Consider the following 23,173-nt stretch of genomic DNA (forward strand, 5'->3'; position numbering starts at 1 on the left):
GTAAGCTGGCTGTGTTACTGGCACTTTGTTGACAGAGGCGCAAAAAAAATAAAATAAAGTTTGAATGTTGAATTGCCTTGGTCTTAAAATTTTACAGCAGCGTGCAGTTCGACTGGGCGTGCTGCTGAACCCCGAAATAAATTTTTCACAAAGTGAGGACTGTACTTAAATGACAACCACTTCATTGCGCTTAGAGCACGACTTGCTAGGCAGCCTGCCTGTGCCAAATGATGCCTACTACGGCATTCAGACATTGCGTGCCCTAGAGAACTTCCAGTTGTCAGGGGTTCCTCTATCAGAATACCCGAACTTTGTGACTGCCTTAGCGATGGTTAAACTGGCTTCAGCTGATGCGAATCATGAATTAGGTTGTTTGCCGTCTGAGCGACATACAGCGATCACTAAGGCTTGTAGACAGATTATCCAAGGTCAGCATCATGACCAGTTTGTCGTCGACATGATTCAAGGTGGTGCTGGTACCTCAACCAATATGAATGCGAACGAGGTGATCGCTAACCTTGGCCTAGAAAGCATGGGTAAAGAAAAAGGTGAATATCAATTCTTGCACCCTAACAATGATGTAAACATGGCGCAGTCCACCAATGATGCTTATCCAACGGCGATTCGAGTGGGAATGTTGTTGGGGCAGAATGATCTGCTCATTAGCCTAGAGCGTCTGATTCAGGCGTTTGCCGATAAAGGTGATGAGTTTTCAACAGTGCTGAAAATGGGGCGCACCCAGTTGCAAGATGCTGTACCCATGACCCTGGGCCAGGAGTTCCATGCCTTTGCTAACAATTTACGCGAAGATTTATCTTTGTTTCAGAAGCTAGGTAGCGACTTGTTTACGCCGGTAAACCTTGGCGGTACAGCTATTGGGACGGGTATCAATGCGGATCCTCGTTATCAAGGTATTGCTGTTGAACGTTTGGCAGCTATTAGCGGCCATCCTATTCAGGCAGCAGCGGATTTGGTCGAAGCAACCTACGATATGGGCTCCTTTGTGTTGTTTTCAGGGCTGCTTAAGCGCTTGATGACCAAGCTGTCTAAAACCTGTAACGACCTGCGTTTGCTCTCCAGTGGTCCGCGTACAGGTATTAATGAAATTAATCTGCCGCCGCGTCAGCCGGGCAGCTCCATTATGCCGGGTAAAGTGAATCCTGTTATTCCAGAAGCGGTCAACCAGATTGCGTTTGAAATTATCGGCAATGATCTGGCGGTGACCATGGCTGCTGAAGCAGGGCAATTGCAGTTAAACGTAATGGAGCCGCTGATTGCATGGAAGATGTTTGATTCCGTACGCCTAGTTTGCCGCGGCATGGATATGCTGCGTGAGTTCTGCGTGGTGGGGATTACCGCTAATGAGGCGCATTGCCGAGAACTGATGGAGCATTCCATCGGTTTGGTTACGGCTTTGAATCCCTATATTGGTTACGACAACTCCAGCCGTATTGCTAAGCAAGCATTGCATACGGGTTGTGGGGTGTTGGAATTGATTAGAGCGGAGAACTTACTGGATGAGGAAATGCTGGCTGATATTTTAATGCCAGAGCATATGATTGCACCAAGGATGGTAGCGAAAAAAGTTTAATTGTCTCTTTGGGAGCGTAGGTTCTCTGCGCTCCCAAGTCATTGAAAAACCAACTGCTTTCGTCGGATATAAGCCACAGAATTATACAGGTTTAGCTTTAGTTTTTTACTATTAATGCTATGCTTAACTGTATCTGGAGGTCTTTATGTTAGTGCTGGCTGGCGATATAGGTGGAACAAAATCATGGTTAGCTGCTTTTGATACGCAGCAGTCAAATTCTATCGTGGCAGAGAAAATTTATTCCAGTCAGCAGTTCGATTCTTTGTCTGCGGTGGTACGGGAATTTTGTCGCGACTTTCAGCTTAACTCCTTTCGTAGTGCTTGTTTTGGTTTGCCGGGACCGGTAACGGGCGAGCAGGCGCAATTGACAAACTTGCCTTGGTTGGTAACCAGTCAAGAAATTATCCAGCAATGCGATATTGCAAAAGTAAAACTCATTAACGACTTTCAAGCGGCTGCTTTGGGTATTGATGCCATTAGCACTGAACAATTGGTGTGTCTGCAAGAAGGGAGCTTCAATCCGCAGGGTAACCGGCTGGTTGTCGGCGCAGGTACTGGTTTGGGAGTGGCTCCGGTAGTCAACACGCCACAAGGCTTCGTGCCCCAGCCTTGCGAGGGCGGGCACATGGATTTTGCGCCGGCAAATGAGCTGCAGCAAAGGTTGCAAAGGTGGTTGTGGCAAAATTGGCGTCATCTGTCGTATGAGCGCTTACTCTCGGGCGCTGGATTACAAGCTTTGTATGCTTTTTTCAGCAAGTTGCCGCTTAAAGAGCAAGAGTCTTGGCCCGCGCCTGAGCAGATTCAGCTGTGGGCGCAGGCAGGCCAAGCAGAAGCCATAAAGGCCATTAATGCGTTTGTACAAATTTATGCGGCCTATATTGGCAATCTTGCCTTGCTGTGGCCGGCTTATGCGGGCATCTATATCGCAGGTGGCATTGGTGCCAAGCTTGAACCCTGGATGCGTAAGCAGGGTTTTTTAACTAAGTTGCAAGACAAAGGACGTATGAGTGACTTGGTTGCTGGTATGCCGGTGTATTTGGTTAAAGACCCAGCGCTAGGATTGAAAGGCGCCATGATGTGCGCAAAAACATTGTAATTTGACGAGTGTAGGTGGAGAGCTACTCCACTGAGTTCAAAAGCTACGTAAGTGAGGTTGGTATGGATAACACAACAAAGAGTAAAACTACTGCTGATATTTTGCGCAAAACATTGGCGCTGGTGTTGGCTGGTGGCGAAGGCAGCAGGCTAAAGGATTTAACGCAGTGGCGCGCTAAGCCAGCCGTACCCTTCGGCGGCAAATATCGCATTATTGATTTTGTGTTATCCAACTGTGTGAACTCAGGGATACGCAAAATCGGGGTATTAACCCAGTATAAGTCCAACTCACTCATCCGCCACGTACAGCGAGGCTGGAGCTTTATGCGTTACGAAGCTGGCGAGTTTGTTGAGCTGCTACCCGCGCAGCAGCGCGTGGACAAAGAGTGGTACCGAGGTACGGCGGATGCGCTGTATCAAAACTTAGATATTTTGCGCCGACACAAGCCTGAGTATGTGTTGGTACTGGGCGGTGACCATATTTATTCCATGGATTACAGCCGCATGCTTAAAGAGCACGTTAGCTCAGGTGCAGATGTCACTATCGGCTGTATTGAAGTGCCGCGTGAAGAAGCTACTGGTTTTGGTGTGATGTCGGTCGATGATGCTTTTAAAGTCGTCAAGTTTACGGAAAAGCCCGTTGACCCTGAGGCGATGCCGGGCAAGCCAGACAAGGCATTGGCATCAATGGGTATTTATGTATTCTCCACTGAATTTTTATTCCAGAAGCTGATTAAAGACCACGATGATAGTGAGTCTTCACACGATTTTGGTAAAGATATTATTCCGTCGGTAATTGATGAGTACGATGTATTAGCGTATCCGTTTGTCAATGAACGCGGGGAGCCGGATTATTGGCGGGATGTGGGTACGCTGGAATCATACTGGCAGGCGAGCATGGATCTGTGCTCAATCACCCCAGAACTTAACCTTTATGACCGCGACTGGCCGATTTGGACCTATCAGGCGCAGCAGCCGCCCGCCAAGTTTGCCTTTGATGATGACAGCCGTCGCGGGAAAGCAATCGACTCGCTGGTGTCTGCCGGTTGCATCATTTCTGGGGCCAGTATTAAGCGTTCGGTTATCTCCAGTGGTTGCCTTATACACAGCTATACCAGTATCACCAACTCAGTGCTACTACCCAAAGTAGAGGTAGGCAGACATTGTCGGATTCAAAACGCTATCATTGACAAGGGAGCGAAGATTCCCAATGGCACAATCATAGGTGAAGATCGAGAGCAAGATGCGAAACGTTTTTTAGTTGATGAAAATGGTTTGGTTTTGGTAACGCCGGAAATGCTTGGCCAAAACGAGCGTTTTACGCGATAGATATCCTTATATAAATTTAAGCAGTCCGGTGTCGGCGACTGTTAGGGGGAACATCAAGTGGGTGAGCAACAGAAAATAAAATTAGTTCTGTGTTGGCATATGCACCAACCACATTATCGTGATGGTATGGATGGCGAGTATCGTTTACCTTGGGTGTACCTGCATGCCATTAAAGATTATACCGATATGGTGGCGCACCTAGAAAACTGCCCAAATGCAAAAGTGGTGGTCAACTTTGCTCCTGTGTTGCTGGAACAACTAGATGATTACGGTGGACAAATGGCTGGCTGGCTGGAAAGAGGTCAGCTCATGCAGGATTGGCTGCTCAATATTGTCGCTGGGGCGTTGCCTATTCCTGCTGATGTGCCAGGGCGCAAAAAAATTATTGATGCCTGTCAACGCTGTCATGCGCCGACCATTATCGATACGCTACCCCCGTTTCGTTACTTAACCGAAATAGCCCAAAATTATATGCATGACGCTCAAGCCTATGAGCAAATGTTGTTATATCTTAATGATGGTTTTTTTCGTGACCTATTGATGTGGTATCACCTAGCATGGATGGGACAAAGCCTGCGCATAAGCGATAGTCGTATTCAGAACCTGATGGATAAAGCGCATAGCTTTACCGAGGTCGATCAGCGAGTGCTGGTGCAAATAATAAAGGATGCAGTGACGGGTATTATTCCCCGTTATCGGGCGCTGTTGGAGTCAGGTCAAATAGAGTTGTCGACCACGCCCTACGGACATCCTATTGTACCGTTACTTCTAGACTTTGATTCCATGCGTGAGGTAATGCCTAACGCACCAGGTCCACAGTACGACAACTATCCTGGCGGTTTGGAACGTGCGCGTTGGCATATGCAGCATGGTCTGGATATATTTGAAGAGCACTTTGGGCAGCGGCCCAAGGGCATTTGGCTGTCTGAAGGCGCTGTCAGTATTGCTGCTATTGATTTGCTGGATGAGTTCGATGTGAGCTGGACCGCAACAGGACAAGGCGTATGGGCTAACTCCTGCAGAAACGCTGGTACAGCTGTACATGGTGTGCGCTGTGATCAAGCCTATTACCGACCAGTACGTTATGCCGAACAAAAATGCGCCATGTTCTTTCGCGATGACGGGCTGTCAGATTTAATTGGTTTTCATTACAAAAGCTGGAAAGTTGAGGACGCGGTAAATAATTTCGCTCAGCACCTAGTCAACATTAGCAACTACTTAGGGGCTAAAGCCTCTGAGCATGTAGTGAGTGTGGTGTTGGATGGGGAAAACGCATGGGAGTATTACGCTAACAACGCTAATGAGTTTTTATCAGCGCTATATAAAAAACTTGCTACGCATCCGCGTATTGAGCTGACTACCTTTAGTCAGGCGCTTAAGCAGGGCGCAGCAGTTACAAGCTTGCCCGTACTTACGGCCGGAAGCTGGGTCTATGGTTCATTTTCGACATGGATTGGCGAGCAGGATAAAAACCTTGGCTGGGATATTCTGGTTGAAGCGAAATTGGCCTATGACCGTGTGAAGGCAAGTAATCGCTTAACTGAGGATGAGTTAGCCGCAGCTACAACGCAGTTGGCAATTTGCGAGGGTTCAGACTGGTTTTGGTGGTTTGGTGATTATAACCCAGCAGAAAGTGTCAGTGACTTTGAGCTGCTGTATCGTCATCACATTGAAAAACTGTATCAGTTGCTGGGTGAAGAACCTCCTGAAATTTTACAACAACCCATCTCTTCAGGTGGTGGCAGCATGGAAAACTCCGGCACGATGCGCCGTAGCTAATTAATAGTACACATTAAGGATATAAGAGGTACGTGATGACAGTCCGAACAGCAGGAGTACTTTTACACCCCACATCTTTGCCCAACGGTGTGTTGGATGATAATGCTTGGTGGTTTTTAGACTGGATGCAGAAATCCGGACTGTCTATTTGGCAGGTGTTGCCATTAACAGCACCGCACGATGATTTATCGCCCTACCATAGTTTGTCAGCTTTCGCTCTGAATCCACGGCTTTTGCCTACAGACTGGGAAGAACGGTTGGAAGAACGTGATTTTGCTAAGTTTTTGGCGCAGCCGCCCTTATGGCTGGAAGACTATGCTTTATTTATGGTGCTGCGTGAGAAATTCCACCACAGCGCCTGGTCAGCTTGGCCCTCCGTCTATCGCTTGCGTGAACCTAAAGCCCTGCAGCAAGCAGCTGAAGAGCACCACGATCGTTTATTACATTTCAAAAAAGAACAGTTTGGTTTGCTATCCATCTGGCATGAGCTCAAACAGGATGCCAATAGCAGAGGTATAAAAATTTTTGGTGATATGCCGATTTTTGTCGCCTATGACAGTGTTGAGGTGTGGAAACAGCCTGAGCAATTTAAGCTGGATGAGAACCTAAACCCGACAGTAGTCACGGGAGTGCCGCCAGATTATTTTTCCGAAACAGGTCAACGTTGGGGTAACCCGCACTATAACTGGCCGGTTATGCAGCAGGATAACTTTAAGTGGTGGTGTTGCCGTATCGAGGCAGCACTGGAGTTGTTTGATTTAGTACGCATTGATCACTTTCGCGGCTTGGAAGCCAGCTGGGAAATTGATGTTAATGAGCCCACGGCTATCAATGGGCGTTGGGTTAAGGCACCGGGCGCACAGCTGCTTGAGCGCTTGCAACAAGTGTTCCCTTCGCTGCCGTTAGTCGCTGAGGACTTGGGGGTTATTACGCCGGAAGTCATTGCTTTGAAGGAGCAGTTTAACTTGCCGGGCATGTCGGTCTTGCAGTTTGGTTTTAGCGGATTGCCAGATAATCCGCATGCTCCTGATGCGCTTGTGCCCAACTCGGTGGTGTATACCGGTACCCATGACAACGATACCACTCTAGGCTGGCTGCACAGCTTACATCCCGGTACGCGTGAGTGGATGTTGAGCCAAGTTGCACAGGACGTTAAAGAAATGCCTTTGGCACTGATAGTGACAGGACTGCGTTCAGTGGCTGAGCGGGTTATCGTTCCTATGCAGGATTGGCTGGGATTGGGTTCCGAGCATCGGATGAACACACCAGGCACCACAGAAAATAACTGGCATTGGCAGTTTCAATGGTCGCAATTGCCCGAAGGGTTGGATCAGCGTATTCGTTACTGGGTAGAGCAATCAGGCCGACTGCCCAGCTAAAGTAGGTGAAGTAATGATAGATAAAGCATTAGTAGAGCGCTTAGAGCAGGGACGCTTACATGATCCCTTTCAAATTCTAGGAGCCCACTCTGTAGGTAAAGAGTGGGAAATTCGCGTCTGGATGCCTACTGCTAAGCAAGTACGGCTTGAAAATAGATTCCCTATGCAGCGTTTAACCGATAGCGGTTTATTTACGCTGACACTCAGCAGCAAAGAGTTTAAAGCCTTACCACGCCACTATGATGTGCATTGGGATGACTATAACGGCTCAACCTATAGTCAAGTGTCGCCGTATTCGTTTGAGCCCTTGCTCGGCGAGCTAGATCTGCACCTATTTGCTGAAGGGCAGCATTGGCAAATTTATGAGCATTTAGGCGCACAGACCACAATCATCGATGGCATACCTGGCGTGCAATTTGCCGTCTGGGCGCCCTCGGCAGAGCGCGTATCCGTGGTTGGTGATTTTAACGGCTGGCATGGTTTTCGTCACCCTATGCGCAATCGTGGTGGTTCGGGTGTGTGGGAGATCTTTATTCCCGGTATGGGACAGGGTGATAAGTATAAGTTTGAAATCCGCAACAGCACCACGGGTGATGTGTTTAGTAAAGCTGACCCCTATGCGCGCGGCATGGAAATGCGCCCACAAACGGCGTGTTATGTCTTTGACTCGCAGCATCAATGGCAGGATCAGAGTTGGCTTGAGCGGCGTGCTAGTTTTGATTGGCCACATAAACCCGTTAGTATTTACGAAGTGCATCTCGGTTCATGGCAGCGCAATGATGCCGGTGGTTTTTTAAACTATCGTGAAATCGCGCATCGTTTAGTTGAGTATGTGGTGTGGATGGGTTATACCCATATTGAGTTGATGCCTATTACCGAGCACCCACTGGATGCCTCTTGGGGCTACCAAACGTCTGGCTACTTTGCACCAACTAGCCGCTTTGGCTCACCCGATGATTTCCGTTATTTTGTCGACTACTGCCACCGGCACAATATTGGCGTGTTTTTGGATTGGGTACCTGCTCATTTCCCTAAAGATTTTTTTGCCTTAGCCCGCTTTGATGGTACAGCGCTTTATGAGCATGCAGATGCACGTTTAGGCGAACATCGCGACTGGGGTACTTATATTTTCAATTTTGGTCGTAACGAAGTGCGTAATTTCTTAATCGCTAACGCACTGTACTGGCTTAAAGAGTTTCATATTGACGGTTTGCGCGTGGATGCGGTGGCTTCTATGCTGTATCTGGATTATTCACGCGAAGAAGGTGATTGGCTGCCAAATAAATATGGTGGGCGTGAAAACCTTGATGCCATAGCTTTCTTGCAGCAGCTTAACGCTGAGGTGCATAGCCAGCACCCGGGCACTTTAGTAATGGCAGAAGAATCTACTTCATGGCCGATGGTGTCGCGTCCTACTTGGATGGGTGGCTTGGGCTTCTCCATGAAGTGGAATATGGGCTGGATGAATGACACGCTGGATTACTTTGAAAAAGATCCCGTATACCGACCTTTTCACCATAACCAGCTTACATTTAGTCAGATGTACGCCTACACAGAAAACTTTATTCTGCCGTTTTCCCATGATGAAGTAGTGCATATGAAAGGTGCGCTGGCGCAAAAAATGCCGGGTGATGACTGGCAGAAAATGGCTAATTTGCGTTTGTTATTAAGCTATCAATGGCTGCACCCGGGCAAAAAGCTGTTATTTATGGGCTGTGATTTTGGCCAATGGACCGAGTGGAATGAGGCAATTGGCTTGCCTTGGCATTTGACGGACTACCCAAATCATCGCGGCGTGATGCAACTTGTGCGTCGGCTTAATCAGCTCTATCAGGTTGAGGAAGCGTTGCATAAGTATGACTTTGAACCACGTGGTTTTAGTTGGGTTGATTGCCATGATTACAGTCAGTCCATTTTAAGCTTTGAGCGTCATGCAGACGGTGAGACGCTGGTGTGTGTGTTTAACTTTACCCCAGTGCCACGCTACCGCTATCGCATAGGATTGCCCCAAGCAGGGCGTTATCAAGAAGTGTTTAACTCGGACTCACACCTCTATGGTGGCAGTAACCTAGGTAATAACGGTGCTGTAGATAGTCAACAACATCCATGGATGAATCGCCCCGTTTCGGCGAGCCTGACATTGCCGCCACTGGGGTGCGTAGTATTTAAACGCACCGATTAGATACGTTGCCTAATACGTATAAAACTTGCTCACTTAAGGATTTTGAAACTGGAATACAGATGAATATTTTATTTGCAACATCAGAGGCGCACCCCCTAATAAAAACCGGCGGCTTGGCTGACGTATCCGGTAGCTTACCCAAGGCTATGGCTCAGCTTGGTCACACAGTGCGGCTAGTTATGCCAGCCTATCAGGCGGTGTTGGAGAAATACCCTGAGCAGCAACTGTTGGCAGAGTTTTCTGTGGGTGGAGCAGGACGCTTGCTCCATGTGCGCGTGCTTAGCGTACAGGTAGCAGAAGTGGGGACAGAGGTGCTGCTGTTAGATATTCCAGAGCTGTTTCAACGCCCCGGTAATCCTTATCTTGCCCAAGATGGCAGTGACTGGTGGGATAACGGTGAGCGCTTTGCGGTTTTTTCGCGTGCGGTAGCTGAAATTGCTATGGACCGTGCAGGACTTAACTGGCGCGCCGATGCTGTGCATGCCAATGATTGGCAAACTGGTTTGGTGGCCGCGTTTTTAAGCGAGGAAACGCAGCGACCTAAAACGCTATTCACTATTCATAATATGGCTTACGCGGGTTACTTCCCTAAGTCTTTATTTGACAGCATGTGGATGCCTTTGCCGTGGTGGACTGCTGAAGGTATTGAGTACTATGGGCAAATATCCATGCTCAAAGCGGGCATTATGTATTCTGATTGGGTAACTACCGTCAGTCCTACCTATGCGCAAGAAATATGTACTACAGAGTACGCCTATGGTTTTGCCCCAATAATGCAACAGCGCAGAGCCGAGGGTCGTTTGGTAGGCATTCTAAATGGCATAGACACCGAGCAGTGGAATCCACAAACCGATCCACATATTGAATTTAACTACTCAGTAACTAGCGGAAGAGTTAGCCAAAAGAAACGCAATAAAGCGGCCTTGTTACATCAACTGGGTGTTAAGGACGTCGAGTCACGTCTAACTGAGCCGCTGATAGGCTTTATTGGGCGCTTGGTGACGCAAAAGGGGGTTGATCTCATTACCCAGGTAATCCCCGAATTACTAGAAAAACACGCAGTAAATTTTGTTTTGGTGGGTGCAGGTGAAGAGCATTATGAAGATGATTTTCGTGCACTAGCCGAGGCTTATCCAGAACGGGTTTTTGTGCATATTGGCTATTCAGAGCCCTTAGCGCATCAGGTTGAAGCAGGAGCAGATATGTTCTTGATGCCTTCACGCTTTGAGCCCTGTGGGCTGAATCAAATGTACAGTCTTGCTTATGGAACCCCGCCCATTGTGCATTACACCGGTGGTCTAATTGATACGGTGGTTAATGCTAGCGAAGAGAATGTCGCCGATAAAACAGCAACGGGCTTTGTGTTTTATGACCCAACAATACACGCGTTACGCTCAACAATTGAGCACGCATTGTTTCTCTATAGCAAGCCAAGAGCATGGCAGCAAATCCAGAAAAACGGTATGAGCCAGAACTTTGATTGGCAGCAGAGTGCGCAGAAATATATTCAATTATTTACAAAGGAAATTTAAATGGTTAAGCAAAAAGCGGTAGCTACAAAAGAAATTATGAGTGATGTTGATACGCTAGAGCGCGACTTTATGCATTACTTGCGTTATCACTTAGGGCGCGAGCTTACTTCAAAAGATGAATATCAGCTTACAGCGCTTATTTATATAGTGCGTGACCGTTTAGTAGAGAACTGGAAAAAAACCTGGGATAGCTACCAAAGCCAGAGTCCTAAGCGTGGTTATTACTTGTCGATGGAGTTTTTGATTGGTCGCTCATTGCGCAACAACCTATTAAACCTTGGCATTGAGGGTGAAATCGGTGAGGCGTTGGAAAAGCTGGGCTTAGAGTTGGAAGAAGTTGAGCAGTTAGAGATTGATGCCGGCTTGGGTAATGGTGGTTTGGGTCGTTTGGCCGCGTGCTTTATTGACAGTTGCGCTACGTTGCAGTTGCCCGTAATGGGCTATGGTTTGCGTTATGAGTACGGCATGTTTCGCCAGATTATCAAAGACGGCTTTCAGATTGAAGAACCGGATCATTGGCTAGGTTTTGGTGCTTATCCGTGGGAGCTGAAGCGCTCTGAGTACACACGTATCGTCAAATTTGGTGGTTATTGCCGATCCTATGTCAATCCTAAAACCGGACTGCTGATTGTGCACTGGGAAGATGCTGAAGAAGTGTTGGCCATGCCGTTTGATGTACCAATTCCAGGCTACAAAAACAAAACGGTTAACACCCTGCGCTTGTGGGATGCGTCCGCTGCCGAAGACTTTAAGCTCACTGAGTTTAACCAGGGCTCTTATTTTGAGGCTGTGGCCGCGAAAAACGAAGCAGAAAATATCACGATGGTGCTCTATCCCAACGATAGTAGCGAAAGTGGTAAAGAGCTGCGTTTGCGCCAGCAGTACTTCTTAGTCTCCGCCAGTCTGCAAGACATCGTGGCCAACTGGGAGCGCCATAACGACAGCTATGATAACTTTGCCGAGAGAAACGTTTTCCAGCTGAATGACACCCACCCAAGCTTAGCTGTAGCTGAGCTAATGCGCATTTTGGTCGATGAAAAGCGCCTAAGCTGGGATGAAGCGTGGGCTATTGTTACCACAACGATGGCCTATACCAACCATACATTACTGCCTGAAGCGCTAGAAACATGGCCAGCAGCGCTGATGAATCGCTTGCTGCCACGTCCGATGCAAATTATTGAAGAAATCAACCGCCGTTTCCTTGCTCAGGTTGCCATGAAATGGCCAGGTGATATCGATCGCCAGCGTCGCATGTCTATTCTTGGCGGGCAAGGCGAAGTACGTATGGCATACCTCGCTATTGCCGGTAGCTTCTCGGTTAATGGTGTTGCTGCACTGCACTCACAGCTGTTGAAAGAAGGCTTGTTTAATGATTTTTATCAGCTATGGCCGCATAAGTTTAATAACAAAACCAATGGCGTAACTCAGCGTCGTTGGATGGCTGCAGCTAACCCAGGTTTGCGTCAATTGTTAGATAAAACCATAGGTGAGTCGTGGGTCACTGATCTTAGCCAGCTGAGCAAGTTAGAGAAACAGCTGACTAATAAAGCTTTCCGCAAGAAGTGGGACGATATTAAGCTGCAAAACAAACAGCGTTTGGCTGAGTTGATTAAGCGGGAGGTTAATATCAAGGTTGATCCCAACTCAATGTTTGACGTGCAGGTTAAACGTATTCATGAGTACAAACGTCAGCTATTGAACGCACTGCATATCATCCATTTGTATAACCGTATTAAACGTGGCGATACTGATAACTGGACCAACCGCGTAATGATTTTTGGTGGTAAAGCAGCGCCCGGTTATGACATGGCTAAGCTAGTTATCAAGCTTATCAATAACATCGCCAAAGTAGTGAATAATGATCCGGATGTGGGTGATAAGCTCAAAGTGGTCTTTATCCCTAACTACAGTGTGTCGAGCATGGAAGTGATTGCACCGGGGACCGACTTATCAGAGCAGATTTCTACTGCGGGTAAAGAAGCGTCGGGCACGGGCAATATGAAGTTCATGATGAACGGTGCATTGACTATCGGCACGTTAGACGGTGCCAACGTTGAAATCCGTGAGGCGGTTGGTGAAGAAAACTTCTTCCTCTTCGGTCTCACTGCGGATCAAGCCTTGGCAAAAGCTGGACGTTATAACCCGCAGGATTACATCGATAATGATCATGACTTGCAGGCTGTAATGCGCTTGCTGGAAGTCGGGCATTTTAACCAGCATGAGCCAGGCATCTTCAACGACATTATTGCATCACTGAAAACGCATCACGACCAGTGGATGGTATTAGCAGATTTTCGCAGCTATGTTGATATGCAAGCCAAAGCTGCTGATGCCTATCAGGATAAAGAGCACTGGACGACTCTGAGTATTCTTAACACAGCGCGTAGTAGTGTGTTCTCTACGGATAGAACCATGGAGCAATACAACGATGAAATCTGGAAGCTGCCCAAGATTGCAGTCAAGTAGTTATTGGGTAAGGGTGTGAGCGCTAGGCTCGCACCCGTTCTGATATTTTCTAGAGTTTTATCACTATGCTGAATGCCTATTTAAATCTAAGTATCGATTTTTCTGACAAAAGCAAACAGGTGTCGTTTGGCACCTCAGGCCATCGTGGTTCAGCGTTGTCCGGCACATTTAACGAACAACATTTGCTGGCTATCGCTCAAGCAGTTGCCGATTACCGGCACCAGCAGGGCATTAATGGCCCATTGTTTTTAGGTCTAGATACCCACGCATTATCACGTCCTGCTTGGCAAACCGTGGTATCAGTGCTGGTAGCCAATCAGGTCGATGTGCGCGTAGCCAAAGACAACCTGGTTACGGCAACGCCCTTGATTAGTCGCGCTATTTTAGCCTACAACGCCACACAACCCGCTGCTCAGGCCGATGGCTTGATCATTACGCCGTCGCATAATCCCCCTGAAGATGGTGGGATTAAATACAACCCAGCCAATGGTGGGCCCGCAGATACAGAGGTGACGGACTGGATACAGCAGCGTGCCAATGACTATTTGTTGCAGGGTTGTACCAAGGTACGTCAACTGGAGTTTGCGGCAGCGTTAGCGCAGGTTACTGAGTATGACTATGTGGGTGAGTATGTGGCCGAGCTGGCTAAGGTTGTTGATATGACTGCTATCCGCCGCGCTAAACTAAGAATTGGCGCTGACCCTATGGGTGGCAGTGCCTTGCCCGTCTGGCAAGTGCTGGCGCAGGATGAGAGTCTGGGCATTAGCGTCACCAACCCTGTCATTGATGATAGCTTTGCTTTTATGCCGCCCGACCACGATGGGCGCATTCGTATGGATTGCTCCAGTACAGCCGCCATGGCTAATTTACTGGACATCCGCCACGACTATGATTTGGCTTTTGGTAATGATCCTGATGCGGACCGCCATGGCATAGTGGATGCGGCGGGCTTGATGAACCCGAACCATTTTTTGTGCGTTTGTGTTGATTACCTGATCGCGCATAGAGAGGGCTGGAGTAAAGCGCTTAAGATCGGTAAAACTTTGGTGACCAGCTCCATGATGGATCGTATCGTGGCCAGTCACGGGCGCACACTCTATGAAGTGCCGGTTGGTTTTAAATGGTTTGTTGAGGGCTTGCATGAAGGTTGGCTGGCTTTTGGCGGTGAAGAAAGTGCTGGAGCCAGCTTAGTCACGTTTGACGCAAAGCCTTGGTCGACCGACAAAGACGGTATTGTATTGTGTTTATTAGCAGCGGAAATTACTGCGGTCACTGGCTTACTGCCTTCTGAATACTATGCGTTGCTGGAGAAAAAGCATGGTACGCCGGTCTATCAGCGTATAGATGCCCCAGCTACAGTCGAGCAGAAGGCGGCCTTTAAACAGCTCACAGCAGCGTCGATTAACCAGACCGAATTGGCAGGCGAGAAAATCATCAGTGTGCTGACGCAGGCGCCTGGTAATCAAGCTTCTATTGGTGGCATTAAAGTGGTGACGCAAAACGGCTGGTTCGCGGCAAGACCTAGCGGCACTGAAGCGTTGTATAAGATTTACGCTGAAAGTTTTATTAGCCAAGCCCATTTGCAGCGTTTAATAGATGAAGCCAAGCAGCTTCTGTCGTCGGTGCTTTAATAGACTAACGCGCCGTAAAAGTTGCATTTTGCAGAGGCGACTAGTGGTTTTGCAGGGAGTACTTACTTAAGCATCTTCAGCAAATTTGGCTTCAATGAGCTCCACTAACTGAGCTAGCGCAGGTTCGGCTTGCTCACCTTCGGCGCAGAGGTACAGCTGAGTGCCAGGACTGGCGGCAAGCATCATCACTTCAAGAATGTTTTTGGCGTTTCTAAGTTGCTCAGTGGTATGACCAATACTGACCTGACAGGGGAATTTATTCGCTAGCGTAGCCAGTTTGGCTGAAGCACGGGCGTGCAGTCCGCGCTTGTTGCTGATGGTGACAACGCAGCAGTGCTTGCTCATTGGCTATCGAGTCGTACAACATCGCGGTGGCGAATTTGTACGTTTTTCAGTTTTTTGCGCAAAGCGGCACCTAGGCGTTCGGTCATATACACAGAGCGGTGTTGTCCACCGGTACAGCCAATACCCACGGTCACATACGCGCGATTACTGGCTGCAAAACGTGGTAACCACTTGCTGAGATAGCTATAGAGATCTTGATACATTTCTTCTGCTTCAGGCTGATCGCGCAGATAATCAATCACCGGCTTATCCAGTCCGCTATAACCTCTTAGTTCAGGAATCCAGTAGGGGTTGGCGAGGCAGCGCATATCAAAAATCACATCAGCATCGACCGGTACGCCGCGCTTGAAACCAAAGGACTCAATTAAAAAGGCTGTGCCCGGCTCGGGTTTGTCGAGTAAGCGCAGTTTAATAATGTCGCGTAGTTGGTACAGATTTAAGTGCGTGGTATCAATGCAGAGATCGGCCAAGTCGATGATGGGCTCCAGCAGTCTTTTTTCATCGGCAATGGCTTCGGGTAGTGAGCGCGTATCATTGGTCAGTGGGTGGCGTCTTCGGGTTTCAGAGAAACGCTTAAGTAGAGTTTCGTCATTGGCATCCAAGAATAATAAATCACACTGAATATGACGTGCTCTTAGGTCGGCGAGTAGTTCAGGGAAACGTTCAAGCTGATAAGGCTGGTTACGCGCATCAATAGATACAGCAATCTGCGGATACAGCATGTCAGGATTGAGTAAAGTACGCTCGACCAGCTCAAGTAATAATGTGGCGGGTAGGTTATCAATGCAGTAATAGTCGTTATCTTCTAAAACGTCTAAAGCAGTACTTTTGCCCGAGCCTGAGCGACCGCTAACAATAACCAAACGCATAGCTATTTAACTCCTGTTTCTGCTTGGCCGGCTAAAAACGCTTGATAAAGAGATTCGGCATCGGCTGACTGACGCAGGCGCTCGCGAATATCGTCGCGATCGAAAATAGACGCTATTTGTCGTAATAGCTCCAAGTGTTCATCGGTTGCTGTTTCAGGCACTAATAAAACAAAGAGTAAATCTACGGGTGCACCGTCGATGGCGTCAAAGTCTATTGGGTTTTCTAAATGCAGTAGTGCACCGATGGGTTGGGTGCAACCTATCAAGCGGCAATGGGGAATGGCTATACCATTGCCAAAGCCTGTAGAGCCCAACCTTTCGCGCGCAATGAGGCTGTCGAGTAAGCTGTATTCATCAAGCTCGGCGCAATCATTGGCTAACAGTTTGGCGATGTGTTCTAGGATTTTCTTTTTACTGCCTCCTGGCACGTTCACTTGGGAACGGCCGGGAGTCAGGATTTGCTCTAATTGAATCATTGAGTATAAGCGCTCGCTAATTAGCACCCTTTTGGCGGTCAAGCTGTTTTTCTTTGTGCTTAAGCAGCTGACGATCCAGTTTATCAACCAAGAGGTCAATGGCTGCATACATGTCTTCATGCTCAGCGTTAGCATTGACATCGCCACCGGCGATTAGGATGGTTGCATCAACTTTTTGGTTAATCTTTTCCACGCTCATGGTTACACGAATACTGGTGATCTTGTCGAAGTGACGTTCTAAGCGTGAAAACTTGTTATTAACGTATTCGCGCATGGCGTCAGTGATGTCCAGTTGATGGCCCGTGATGGTAATTTGCATGGTGAACTCCTTAGTTTAGATACTTCGTATAGTGTACTGTAAACAAAATAAAACGGGGTGATTTAACAGTATAAGTTTAGAGTAATTGTTTGCGTTCAGTCGATGAAGGGATTCCAAGTGCTTCGCGATACTTGGCAATGGTGCGTCGCGCAACCTGTATACCCTGCTCTTCTAAAAGTGCTGCGATTTTACTGTCGCTGAGTGGTTTTTTGGGGTTTTCCGCTGCGACGAGCTTCTCGATAATGGCGCGAATCGCAGTGGACGAGCATTCCCCGCCCTGTGCCGTACTGACGTGACTGGAAAAAAAGTATTTAAGCTCAAAAATACCTCTTGGCGTGTGCATGTATTTTTGTGTGGTCGCTCTTGAGATGGTCGACTCATGCATTTCGATGGCTTCGGCAATATCGGCTAGCACCATGGGCTTCATGGCCTCGGGCCCGTGTTCAAAGAAATCAATTTGCCGTTGTAGTATTTCTGTAGATACCTTTAACAGCGTTTCGTGACGGCTTTGTAGGCTGCGGATAAACCAGCGCGCTTCCTGTAATTGGTTGCGCATAAAGGTATTGTCCGTACTGTTATCGGCACGCCGTACATAGCTGGCATAAAGTGAGTTGATGCTGAGTTTAGGTGCGATTTCTGGATTGAGCTCGACTACCCAGCGGTTTTTGTCTTTACGTACTATGACATCTGGAACAATATACTCGGCCTCAGAGGTTTCAATGCTTGAACCAGGGCGTGGGTCCAGTGTTTGGATGAGCTGCACAATGCTACGCAGTTCATCTTCGTTAATCCGCATCGCCCGCATAAGACGTTGGTAATCTTTACTGCCGAGTAAATCCAAGTGTTTTTGGCAGAGAATGATTGCTTTGTCTAACCAAGGTGTATCAGATGGCAGGCTTTTTAACTGTAAAACTAAGCACTCACCTAGATTGCGCGCCCCTATGCCAGTGGGTTCAAATTCCTGCACGCGTATCAATACGGTTTCAAGGTCGTCCAGTGTGACCTGTAGCTCTGGCATAAAGCCTTCGAGCAGCCCAGGTAGCGACTCTTCTAGGTAGCCGTCGTCACCTATAGCATCAATGAGCGTACGCGCAATATACTCGTCTCTGGGTTCAAGTTTGGCGACATTAAGCTGCCACAACAAGTGGTCGCGCAGGTTGGTATTGCTGGCGGTTGTCGCAGTGAAATCCCAGTCTTCGCTGTTTGAGGCGGGTAAGTTGCTGGCGCTGGATTGGTATACATCTTCCCAAGAGGTATCGATAGAAAGCTCAGCGGGGATTTGGTCTGCCCACTCGCTAGCGCTTGCATCAGGATAGTCCGGGTTAGTGTTTTCTTGGCTATCATTCGCCGCTTGCGTGGCAGTGCTGTGTTCGTGATGCGAATGAGTTACTTGGCTAAGCTCAGGATTATCGTTCGAGTTGAAATCAGCAAGGCTTAGCTGCTCATGCTCGGCGCCTTCCTCTTCTCGCTCCAACATTGGGTTAGAGTCAAGTGCTTCTTGGATTTCAGCTTGTAAATCCAAGGTAGACATCTGCAAAAGTCGAATGGCTTGCTGCAACTGCGGCGTCATCGTCAGTTGCTGGCCCATTTTTAAAACCAGTGAGGCTCTCATAATGTGAACACATATCTCCTTAGGCGCATCGATGGTTTTTTATATTCTATAGCAAGATATATGCCTTATTTTTACACGTTTGCCAAGTCCTAGCAGCAAAATGATTGCTAAATGATGCTAAAGGGCGTGCAACCTTAGGGGTTGAGCAGGTAATCAGGTTTTAAAACCCCCTGTAGTTGTGCGTAGGGAATCTGTAATTCCGGAAGCCCAAAGGAGTAAGGAGCGATTGCATAGGGGTTATATTTAACTGTGACACCTGTGGCTGTGAGGGCGATATTGTCATTGGTATGAAATGGCCAAATATCCAACCACGCGTCTAGGTCAAGATCTGTTGTAGTTGCCAGTGTAGCTAGCCACTGTTGGTGAGCTGTAGCCAATAGCGCGTAAAACTGCTCTTGGGCATCGGGCACTAACATATCTTCCAGAGTGATGGGTGTTTGTGTGTCGTTATCCCAGTTTAGATATTCAGAGCTGCTCATGCCGTGCGCAGCGCCGGTGAAATAGATGCCGTTCATAAGCTCGAGCACAGTAAAGCGCTCGTTTTTAAACACAATGTTGGCGGTAAAGCTGACCCAGTCAAGAATGTCTGCGTTTTCCCAAAAGAATTGTTCGTACTCAAGTAGGTTGTTAAAAGCCGTGTCTTGCTCACTCTCAAAAAGATTAAGCATGATCAGGCGCTGCTCTAGCTGTTTGCTCAACTGCGCATCTTCGGGGAATTTTAGGCTGTTTACACTGATAGCCGGGCAGCTGTTTGCATCCTCACAGCCGGGTTTGGTGCGGCTCCATTCGTGTGGCAGGGCTTTTAAGCCGATGTCAGCTGCTGGTTGTGCAGAGGGTGCGGCTGGGAGAGTGCCGGATGTTGTGCCGCAGCCAACTAAAAGGGTGAGTAGCAAAATAACTAATAAAGAAAGACGACGGTGTAGGTGCTTATCTAGCGATAAGAAAAAGTTCATCACGTTCTATGACTCCCCGTGTGGCAGAAAAACTATGGGTGGCGCGTGCTGGTTAAAGTCTAAACTCTTCGCCAAGGTAGACTTTGCGTACCTTTTGGTTGTTTAACACATCCTGCGGTGTACCCGCGCAGATAATGCTGCCTTCGTTAACTATGTAGGCGGTTTCGCAGATATCCAGTGTTTCGCGTACGTTATGATCGGTGATGAGTATGCCGATACCTTTGCTTTTGAGATGATGGATAATTTGCTTAATGTCGCCCACAGAAATAGGGTCAACGCCAGCAAAGGGCTCATCGAGTAGGATGAATTTAGGGTTGGTGGCCAGTGCGCGAGCGATTTCGACACGGCGGCGCTCACCCCCTGACAGGCTCATGCCTTTGTTGTGGCGAATGTGGGTGATGTGGAATTCTTGCAGTAAATTCTCTAAGGCTTCTTGGCGTTGCTTGCGGTCGAGGTCTTTACGCAATTCTAGAATGGCCATGATGTTGTCTGAGACACTTAGTTTGCGGAAAATAGAAGCTTCTTGCGGTAGGTAGCCAATGCCGGCGGTGGCACGGCCGTGCATGGGTATGAAGCTAATGTCTTGGTCATCAATTTTGATGACTCCCTGATCTGCTTTGACAAGACCGACAATCATGTAAAAGCTGGTGGTTTTACCCGCTCCGTTTGGGCCGAGCAAACCCACGATTTGCCCGCTTTCAATGCTGAGGCTAACGTCTTTTACTACTTTACGTCCTTTGTAGGACTTGGCGAGATTGCTGGCGGTTAGGGTGCTCATTGTGTAGCAGGCTCTGTTGTTTTGTTTGGTTCAGAGGTTTTCTTTTTGGGTTGAATAACCATGTTGACCCGCGGTTCTTCCTTGCTGACTGTGCCGGCAGGCGCGCGGCCAGCCACGACTGTTTCGGCCATGGTGTCGTAGGTGATTTTTTCGCCTCGGAAGGTATTGTTAGTTTGCACCACCTTGGCTTGATCAGTGATGACGATTTTATCCTGCTGAGCAAAGTATTCGATGGTCATGCCGTAGGCCTTTACGAGTTCCTTATCCACATCTGGAATTTGTTCGTAATAAGCGGGTCTGCCCACAGACTTAAAGGACTTAATATCACCGTTGGCTTGTTGCACTACCGTGACGGTATCACCGGTAATTTTAAGCGTGCCTTGAGTAACAACGACCGCGCCGCGATAAATGGCAGTGCCTTTTTTATCGTCCAAATCGGCAGTATCCGCCTGAATATGGATAGGTTGGTCACGATCGCTGGGTAAAGCATGGCTCAAATGAGTGAATACTAGGCAGCTCGCGGCAAGACATAGAGTAGCAATTCTATTGGGCGTCATAACGTCCTCTTACTTTGGACAGCAATTGCACTAAACCTTGCTGCAAGTAGGCGTTCATGCCTGTTGCTGTGGTTATACCCTGTTCACTGTCTATTTGTACGTCAGCTTGGGTGTGTGCATGATCTGTATTAAATATATAAGTTAATTGGCTGGTGGTAAGCAAAAAAGGGCGTTGTTTTTCGTCATGATGCTCCACTCGAACCTTATCGAACAACTCCACTTCTTCACCGCCGGGGCTCACTTCACCGCGTTCGCCGCTGATTAGCCAAGGTTGTTGCGTACCCTGATAAAGGTGCAGTTCAGGCTGTGTGAGCAAAGTGATATCGGTTTGCTGAATGTGCTCAGTATAGTCAGCGGTGAGAATATAGTGTAGCTGACCTTCTTCATTAAATTGTGTGGTGCGGCTGTTGCCAGAGAAAAAATCAATGGTGCGTTGCTCATCTAGTGTGCTGGCAACACTAACGGGGCGATCATTGCCAATATTCCAGTAGCCTATAGCGGCAATGATGAGCGCCACCGGAACAACAATGACCCACTGAGAGATTTTTTTGGTTTTTCTCTTCGCCATGGCTGGACCTATAGGTAGGCTTCTTGTGCCGCTGTAAGCGTGCCTTGAGCCTGCATGATAAATTCGCAGAACTCGCGTGCAGCACCTTCGCCACCGCGGGCTGAGGTAACTGCTGTTGCATGCTGGCGCACAAAGGTGTCGGCGTTGGCAACAGCTACACCAAAGCTGACACAGCGAATGGCGGCTAAGTCCGGCAGGTCGTCACCCAAATAGGCAGCATCGGTATAGCTCAGTTGCAGCTGCTGCAGAAGCTCATCGAGGGCGTCTCGCTTATCTTCACGGCCCTGAATTACATGGGTAATGCCAAGATTGGCCGCGCGACGCTCTACTACTGTGGAGGTACGGCCGGTGATAATGGCGGCCTGAATACCTGATTGCATTAGCATTTTAATACCATGGCCATCTAGCGTGCTGAAAGATTTAAATTCGCTACCGTCAGCCATAAAGTTTAGCTTGCCGTCGGTTAGTACACCGTCGACGTCAAAAACGGCAAGGCGCACTTTGCGGGCGCGCTCTAGCAGTTCAATATTATTGTAATCAAGCATTACATTACTCCAGCGCGTAATAAATCATGCATGTTCAGAGCGCCAATGGCTTTTTGCTGATGATCAGTGACGGGAAGTGAGTTGATTTTATAATCTTGCATGATCTTGAGTGCTTCTGCGGCCAGCATATCTTGGGTGGCTGTTTTGCCGCCTCGAGTCATGAGTTGATCAATGGTGGCGTTGCGCACGTCAATATCTCGATCCAGTGCGCGGCGTAAGTCGCCGTCAGTAAAGATGCCGGCCAAGCTGCCATCCTCGTTAAGGATTAGCGTCATGCCCAGACCCTTTTTGGTCATTTCAAATAATGCTTCACGCATGGTTACGCCGCGAGACACAGCCGGAAGCTCTGAGCCACTGTGCATTACGTGCTCTACTTTAAGCAATAAGCGACGACCTAATGCTCCACCGGGGTGTGAGAAGGCGAAGTCTTCTGGAGTAAAGCCGCGCGCTTCCAGTAAGGCTAGAGCCAGTGCGTCACCTAAAACCAAACAGACCGTGGTTGACGAGGTGGGTGCAAGATTTAACGGACAGGCTTCTTTTTCTACGCTGGCGTCCAGGTTAACAGTGGCGGACTGTGCCAAGATTGATTCTTGGTTACCGGTCATGCTGATGAGCTTGATGCCACGACGTTTAATCAATGGCAGCAGTGTGATGATTTCATTAGTGGTGCCCGAGTTGGATAGGGCTAGCACGACATCGTTTTCGGTGATCATGCCCATATCGCCATGGCTGGCTTCAGCCGGGTGCACAAAAAAAGCTGGGGTGCCTGTGCTGGCTAAAGTGGCAGCAATCTTACGGGCTATGTGACCGGACTTGCCCATACCCACCACCACTACGCGACCTGGGCAGTCCAAAATAAGTTGACAGGCTTGGATAAAGCTTTGGTCAATACGTTGCTCTAGACAGGCAATGGCTTCATTTTCTAAACGAATCGTGCGTCGAGCTGAATCTATAAGGCGATTTGTTAGTGTCATACTAATTAGTTTAGTCAGTTTAAAAAATGAAATTATACGTGAAAAGCAAAGGCTACGCTGCAGCAAGAGGTTATTAATTATTTGGTCATTGTGCAAAGCTTTAGTTGTAGGTGTTGGCAGTGGTATCATATGCGGCTTTCAGGTTGCGTAATGTACTTTGTAAGTGCAGTGCGTGTTAAGTATAGGTATCCAT

General features: G+C 48.2%; 20 protein-coding genes. 9 read left to right on the forward strand and 11 right to left on the reverse strand.

Going from position 1 to position 23,173, the window contains the following annotated elements; translation table 11 throughout:
* Positions 1–169 precede the first annotated feature (169 nt).
* From QEZ41_RS00845 to QEZ41_RS00885, 9 genes are all read left to right on the forward strand, one after another.
* On the forward strand, positions 170–1,591 hold the full coding sequence (locus tag QEZ41_RS00845) for an aspartate ammonia-lyase (RefSeq protein WP_289409436.1): 1,422 nt from the start codon (positions 170–172) through the stop codon (positions 1,589–1,591).
* A 145-nt stretch (positions 1,592–1,736) separates the two neighbouring features.
* Complete coding sequence (glk, locus tag QEZ41_RS00850) at positions 1,737–2,687, forward strand: glucokinase (RefSeq protein ID WP_289409437.1); 951 nt, start codon at positions 1,737–1,739, stop codon at positions 2,685–2,687.
* A 62-nt stretch (positions 2,688–2,749) separates the two neighbouring features.
* Positions 2,750–4,015 carry a glucose-1-phosphate adenylyltransferase gene (glgC, locus tag QEZ41_RS00855; RefSeq protein WP_289409438.1) on the forward strand — a complete coding sequence of 422 codons (1,266 nt, stop codon included), beginning with the start codon at positions 2,750–2,752 and terminating at the stop codon, positions 4,013–4,015.
* 99 nt (positions 4,016–4,114) lie between these two features.
* Positions 4,115–5,794, forward strand: a complete 1,680-nt coding sequence (locus QEZ41_RS00860) for a glycoside hydrolase family 57 protein (RefSeq protein ID WP_289409440.1) — start codon at positions 4,115–4,117, stop codon at positions 5,792–5,794.
* Between the two features lie 35 nt (positions 5,795–5,829).
* A complete protein-coding gene (gene malQ / locus QEZ41_RS00865) occupies positions 5,830–7,173 on the forward strand; it encodes a 4-alpha-glucanotransferase (RefSeq protein ID WP_289409442.1) in 1,344 nt (447 codons plus the stop codon).
* Positions 7,174–7,186: 13 nt separating this feature from the next.
* On the forward strand, positions 7,187–9,355 hold the full coding sequence (gene glgB / locus QEZ41_RS00870) for a 1,4-alpha-glucan branching protein GlgB (protein WP_289409443.1): 2,169 nt from the start codon (positions 7,187–7,189) through the stop codon (positions 9,353–9,355).
* 59 nt (positions 9,356–9,414) lie between these two features.
* On the forward strand, positions 9,415–10,887 hold the full coding sequence (glgA, locus tag QEZ41_RS00875) for a glycogen synthase GlgA (protein WP_289409445.1): 1,473 nt from the start codon (positions 9,415–9,417) through the stop codon (positions 10,885–10,887).
* Complete coding sequence (locus QEZ41_RS00880) at positions 10,888–13,353, forward strand: glycogen/starch/alpha-glucan phosphorylase (RefSeq protein ID WP_289409447.1); 2,466 nt, start codon at positions 10,888–10,890, stop codon at positions 13,351–13,353.
* Between the two features lie 65 nt (positions 13,354–13,418).
* A complete protein-coding gene (locus tag QEZ41_RS00885) occupies positions 13,419–14,984 on the forward strand; it encodes a phosphohexomutase domain-containing protein (protein ID WP_289409449.1) in 1,566 nt (521 codons plus the stop codon).
* A 66-nt stretch (positions 14,985–15,050) separates the two neighbouring features.
* Here the strand turns inward: QEZ41_RS00885 and QEZ41_RS00890 are convergent, their stop codons facing one another.
* From QEZ41_RS00890 to QEZ41_RS00940, 11 genes are all read right to left on the reverse strand, one after another.
* Positions 15,051–15,329, reverse strand: a complete 279-nt coding sequence (locus QEZ41_RS00890) for an HPr family phosphocarrier protein (RefSeq protein WP_289409451.1) — start codon at positions 15,327–15,329, stop codon at positions 15,051–15,053.
* Entirely contained in the window at positions 15,326–16,198 is an 873-nt protein-coding gene (gene rapZ / locus QEZ41_RS00895; protein WP_289409452.1) for an RNase adapter RapZ, read from the reverse strand. The genes QEZ41_RS00890 and rapZ overlap by 4 nt, the downstream gene beginning before the upstream one ends.
* Before the next feature lie 2 nt (positions 16,199–16,200).
* The gene (ptsN, locus tag QEZ41_RS00900; protein ID WP_289409455.1) at positions 16,201–16,674 is read right to left on the reverse strand and encodes a PTS IIA-like nitrogen regulatory protein PtsN; all 474 of its coding nucleotides are present in this window, start codon (positions 16,672–16,674) and stop codon (positions 16,201–16,203) included.
* Between the two features lie 16 nt (positions 16,675–16,690).
* Positions 16,691–16,993 carry a ribosome hibernation-promoting factor, HPF/YfiA family gene (gene hpf / locus QEZ41_RS00905; protein WP_289409456.1) on the reverse strand — a complete coding sequence of 101 codons (303 nt, stop codon included), beginning with the start codon at positions 16,991–16,993 and terminating at the stop codon, positions 16,691–16,693.
* 76 nt (positions 16,994–17,069) lie between these two features.
* Positions 17,070–18,605 carry an RNA polymerase factor sigma-54 gene (locus tag QEZ41_RS00910; protein WP_289409457.1) on the reverse strand — a complete coding sequence of 512 codons (1,536 nt, stop codon included), beginning with the start codon at positions 18,603–18,605 and terminating at the stop codon, positions 17,070–17,072.
* Positions 18,606–18,739: 134 nt separating this feature from the next.
* Positions 18,740–19,558, reverse strand: coding sequence for an RsiV family protein (locus QEZ41_RS00915; RefSeq protein WP_289409707.1), 819 nt, complete (start codon positions 19,556–19,558; stop codon positions 18,740–18,742).
* A gap of 52 nt (positions 19,559–19,610) precedes the next feature.
* Positions 19,611–20,336 carry an LPS export ABC transporter ATP-binding protein gene (gene lptB, locus QEZ41_RS00920; protein WP_289409459.1) on the reverse strand — a complete coding sequence of 242 codons (726 nt, stop codon included), beginning with the start codon at positions 20,334–20,336 and terminating at the stop codon, positions 19,611–19,613.
* On the reverse strand, positions 20,333–20,893 hold the full coding sequence (gene lptA, locus QEZ41_RS00925; RefSeq protein WP_289409460.1) for a lipopolysaccharide transport periplasmic protein LptA: 561 nt from the start codon (positions 20,891–20,893) through the stop codon (positions 20,333–20,335). Before lptA ends, lptB begins: the two co-directional genes overlap by 4 nt.
* A complete protein-coding gene (lptC, locus tag QEZ41_RS00930) occupies positions 20,880–21,461 on the reverse strand; it encodes an LPS export ABC transporter periplasmic protein LptC (protein WP_289409461.1) in 582 nt (193 codons plus the stop codon). Before lptC ends, lptA begins: the two co-directional genes overlap by 14 nt.
* An 8-nt stretch (positions 21,462–21,469) precedes the next feature.
* Positions 21,470–22,006, reverse strand: a complete 537-nt coding sequence (locus QEZ41_RS00935) for a KdsC family phosphatase (RefSeq protein WP_289409462.1) — start codon at positions 22,004–22,006, stop codon at positions 21,470–21,472.
* Positions 22,006–22,980, reverse strand: a complete 975-nt coding sequence (locus tag QEZ41_RS00940) for a KpsF/GutQ family sugar-phosphate isomerase (protein WP_289409464.1) — start codon at positions 22,978–22,980, stop codon at positions 22,006–22,008. Before QEZ41_RS00940 ends, QEZ41_RS00935 begins: the two co-directional genes overlap by 1 nt.
* Between the last annotated feature and the right edge of the window lie 193 nt (positions 22,981–23,173).

Origin of the sequence: Thiopseudomonas acetoxidans, from assembly GCF_030362935.1 — a bacterium.
GTDB lineage: Bacteria > Pseudomonadota > Gammaproteobacteria > Pseudomonadales > Pseudomonadaceae > Thiopseudomonas > Thiopseudomonas acetoxidans.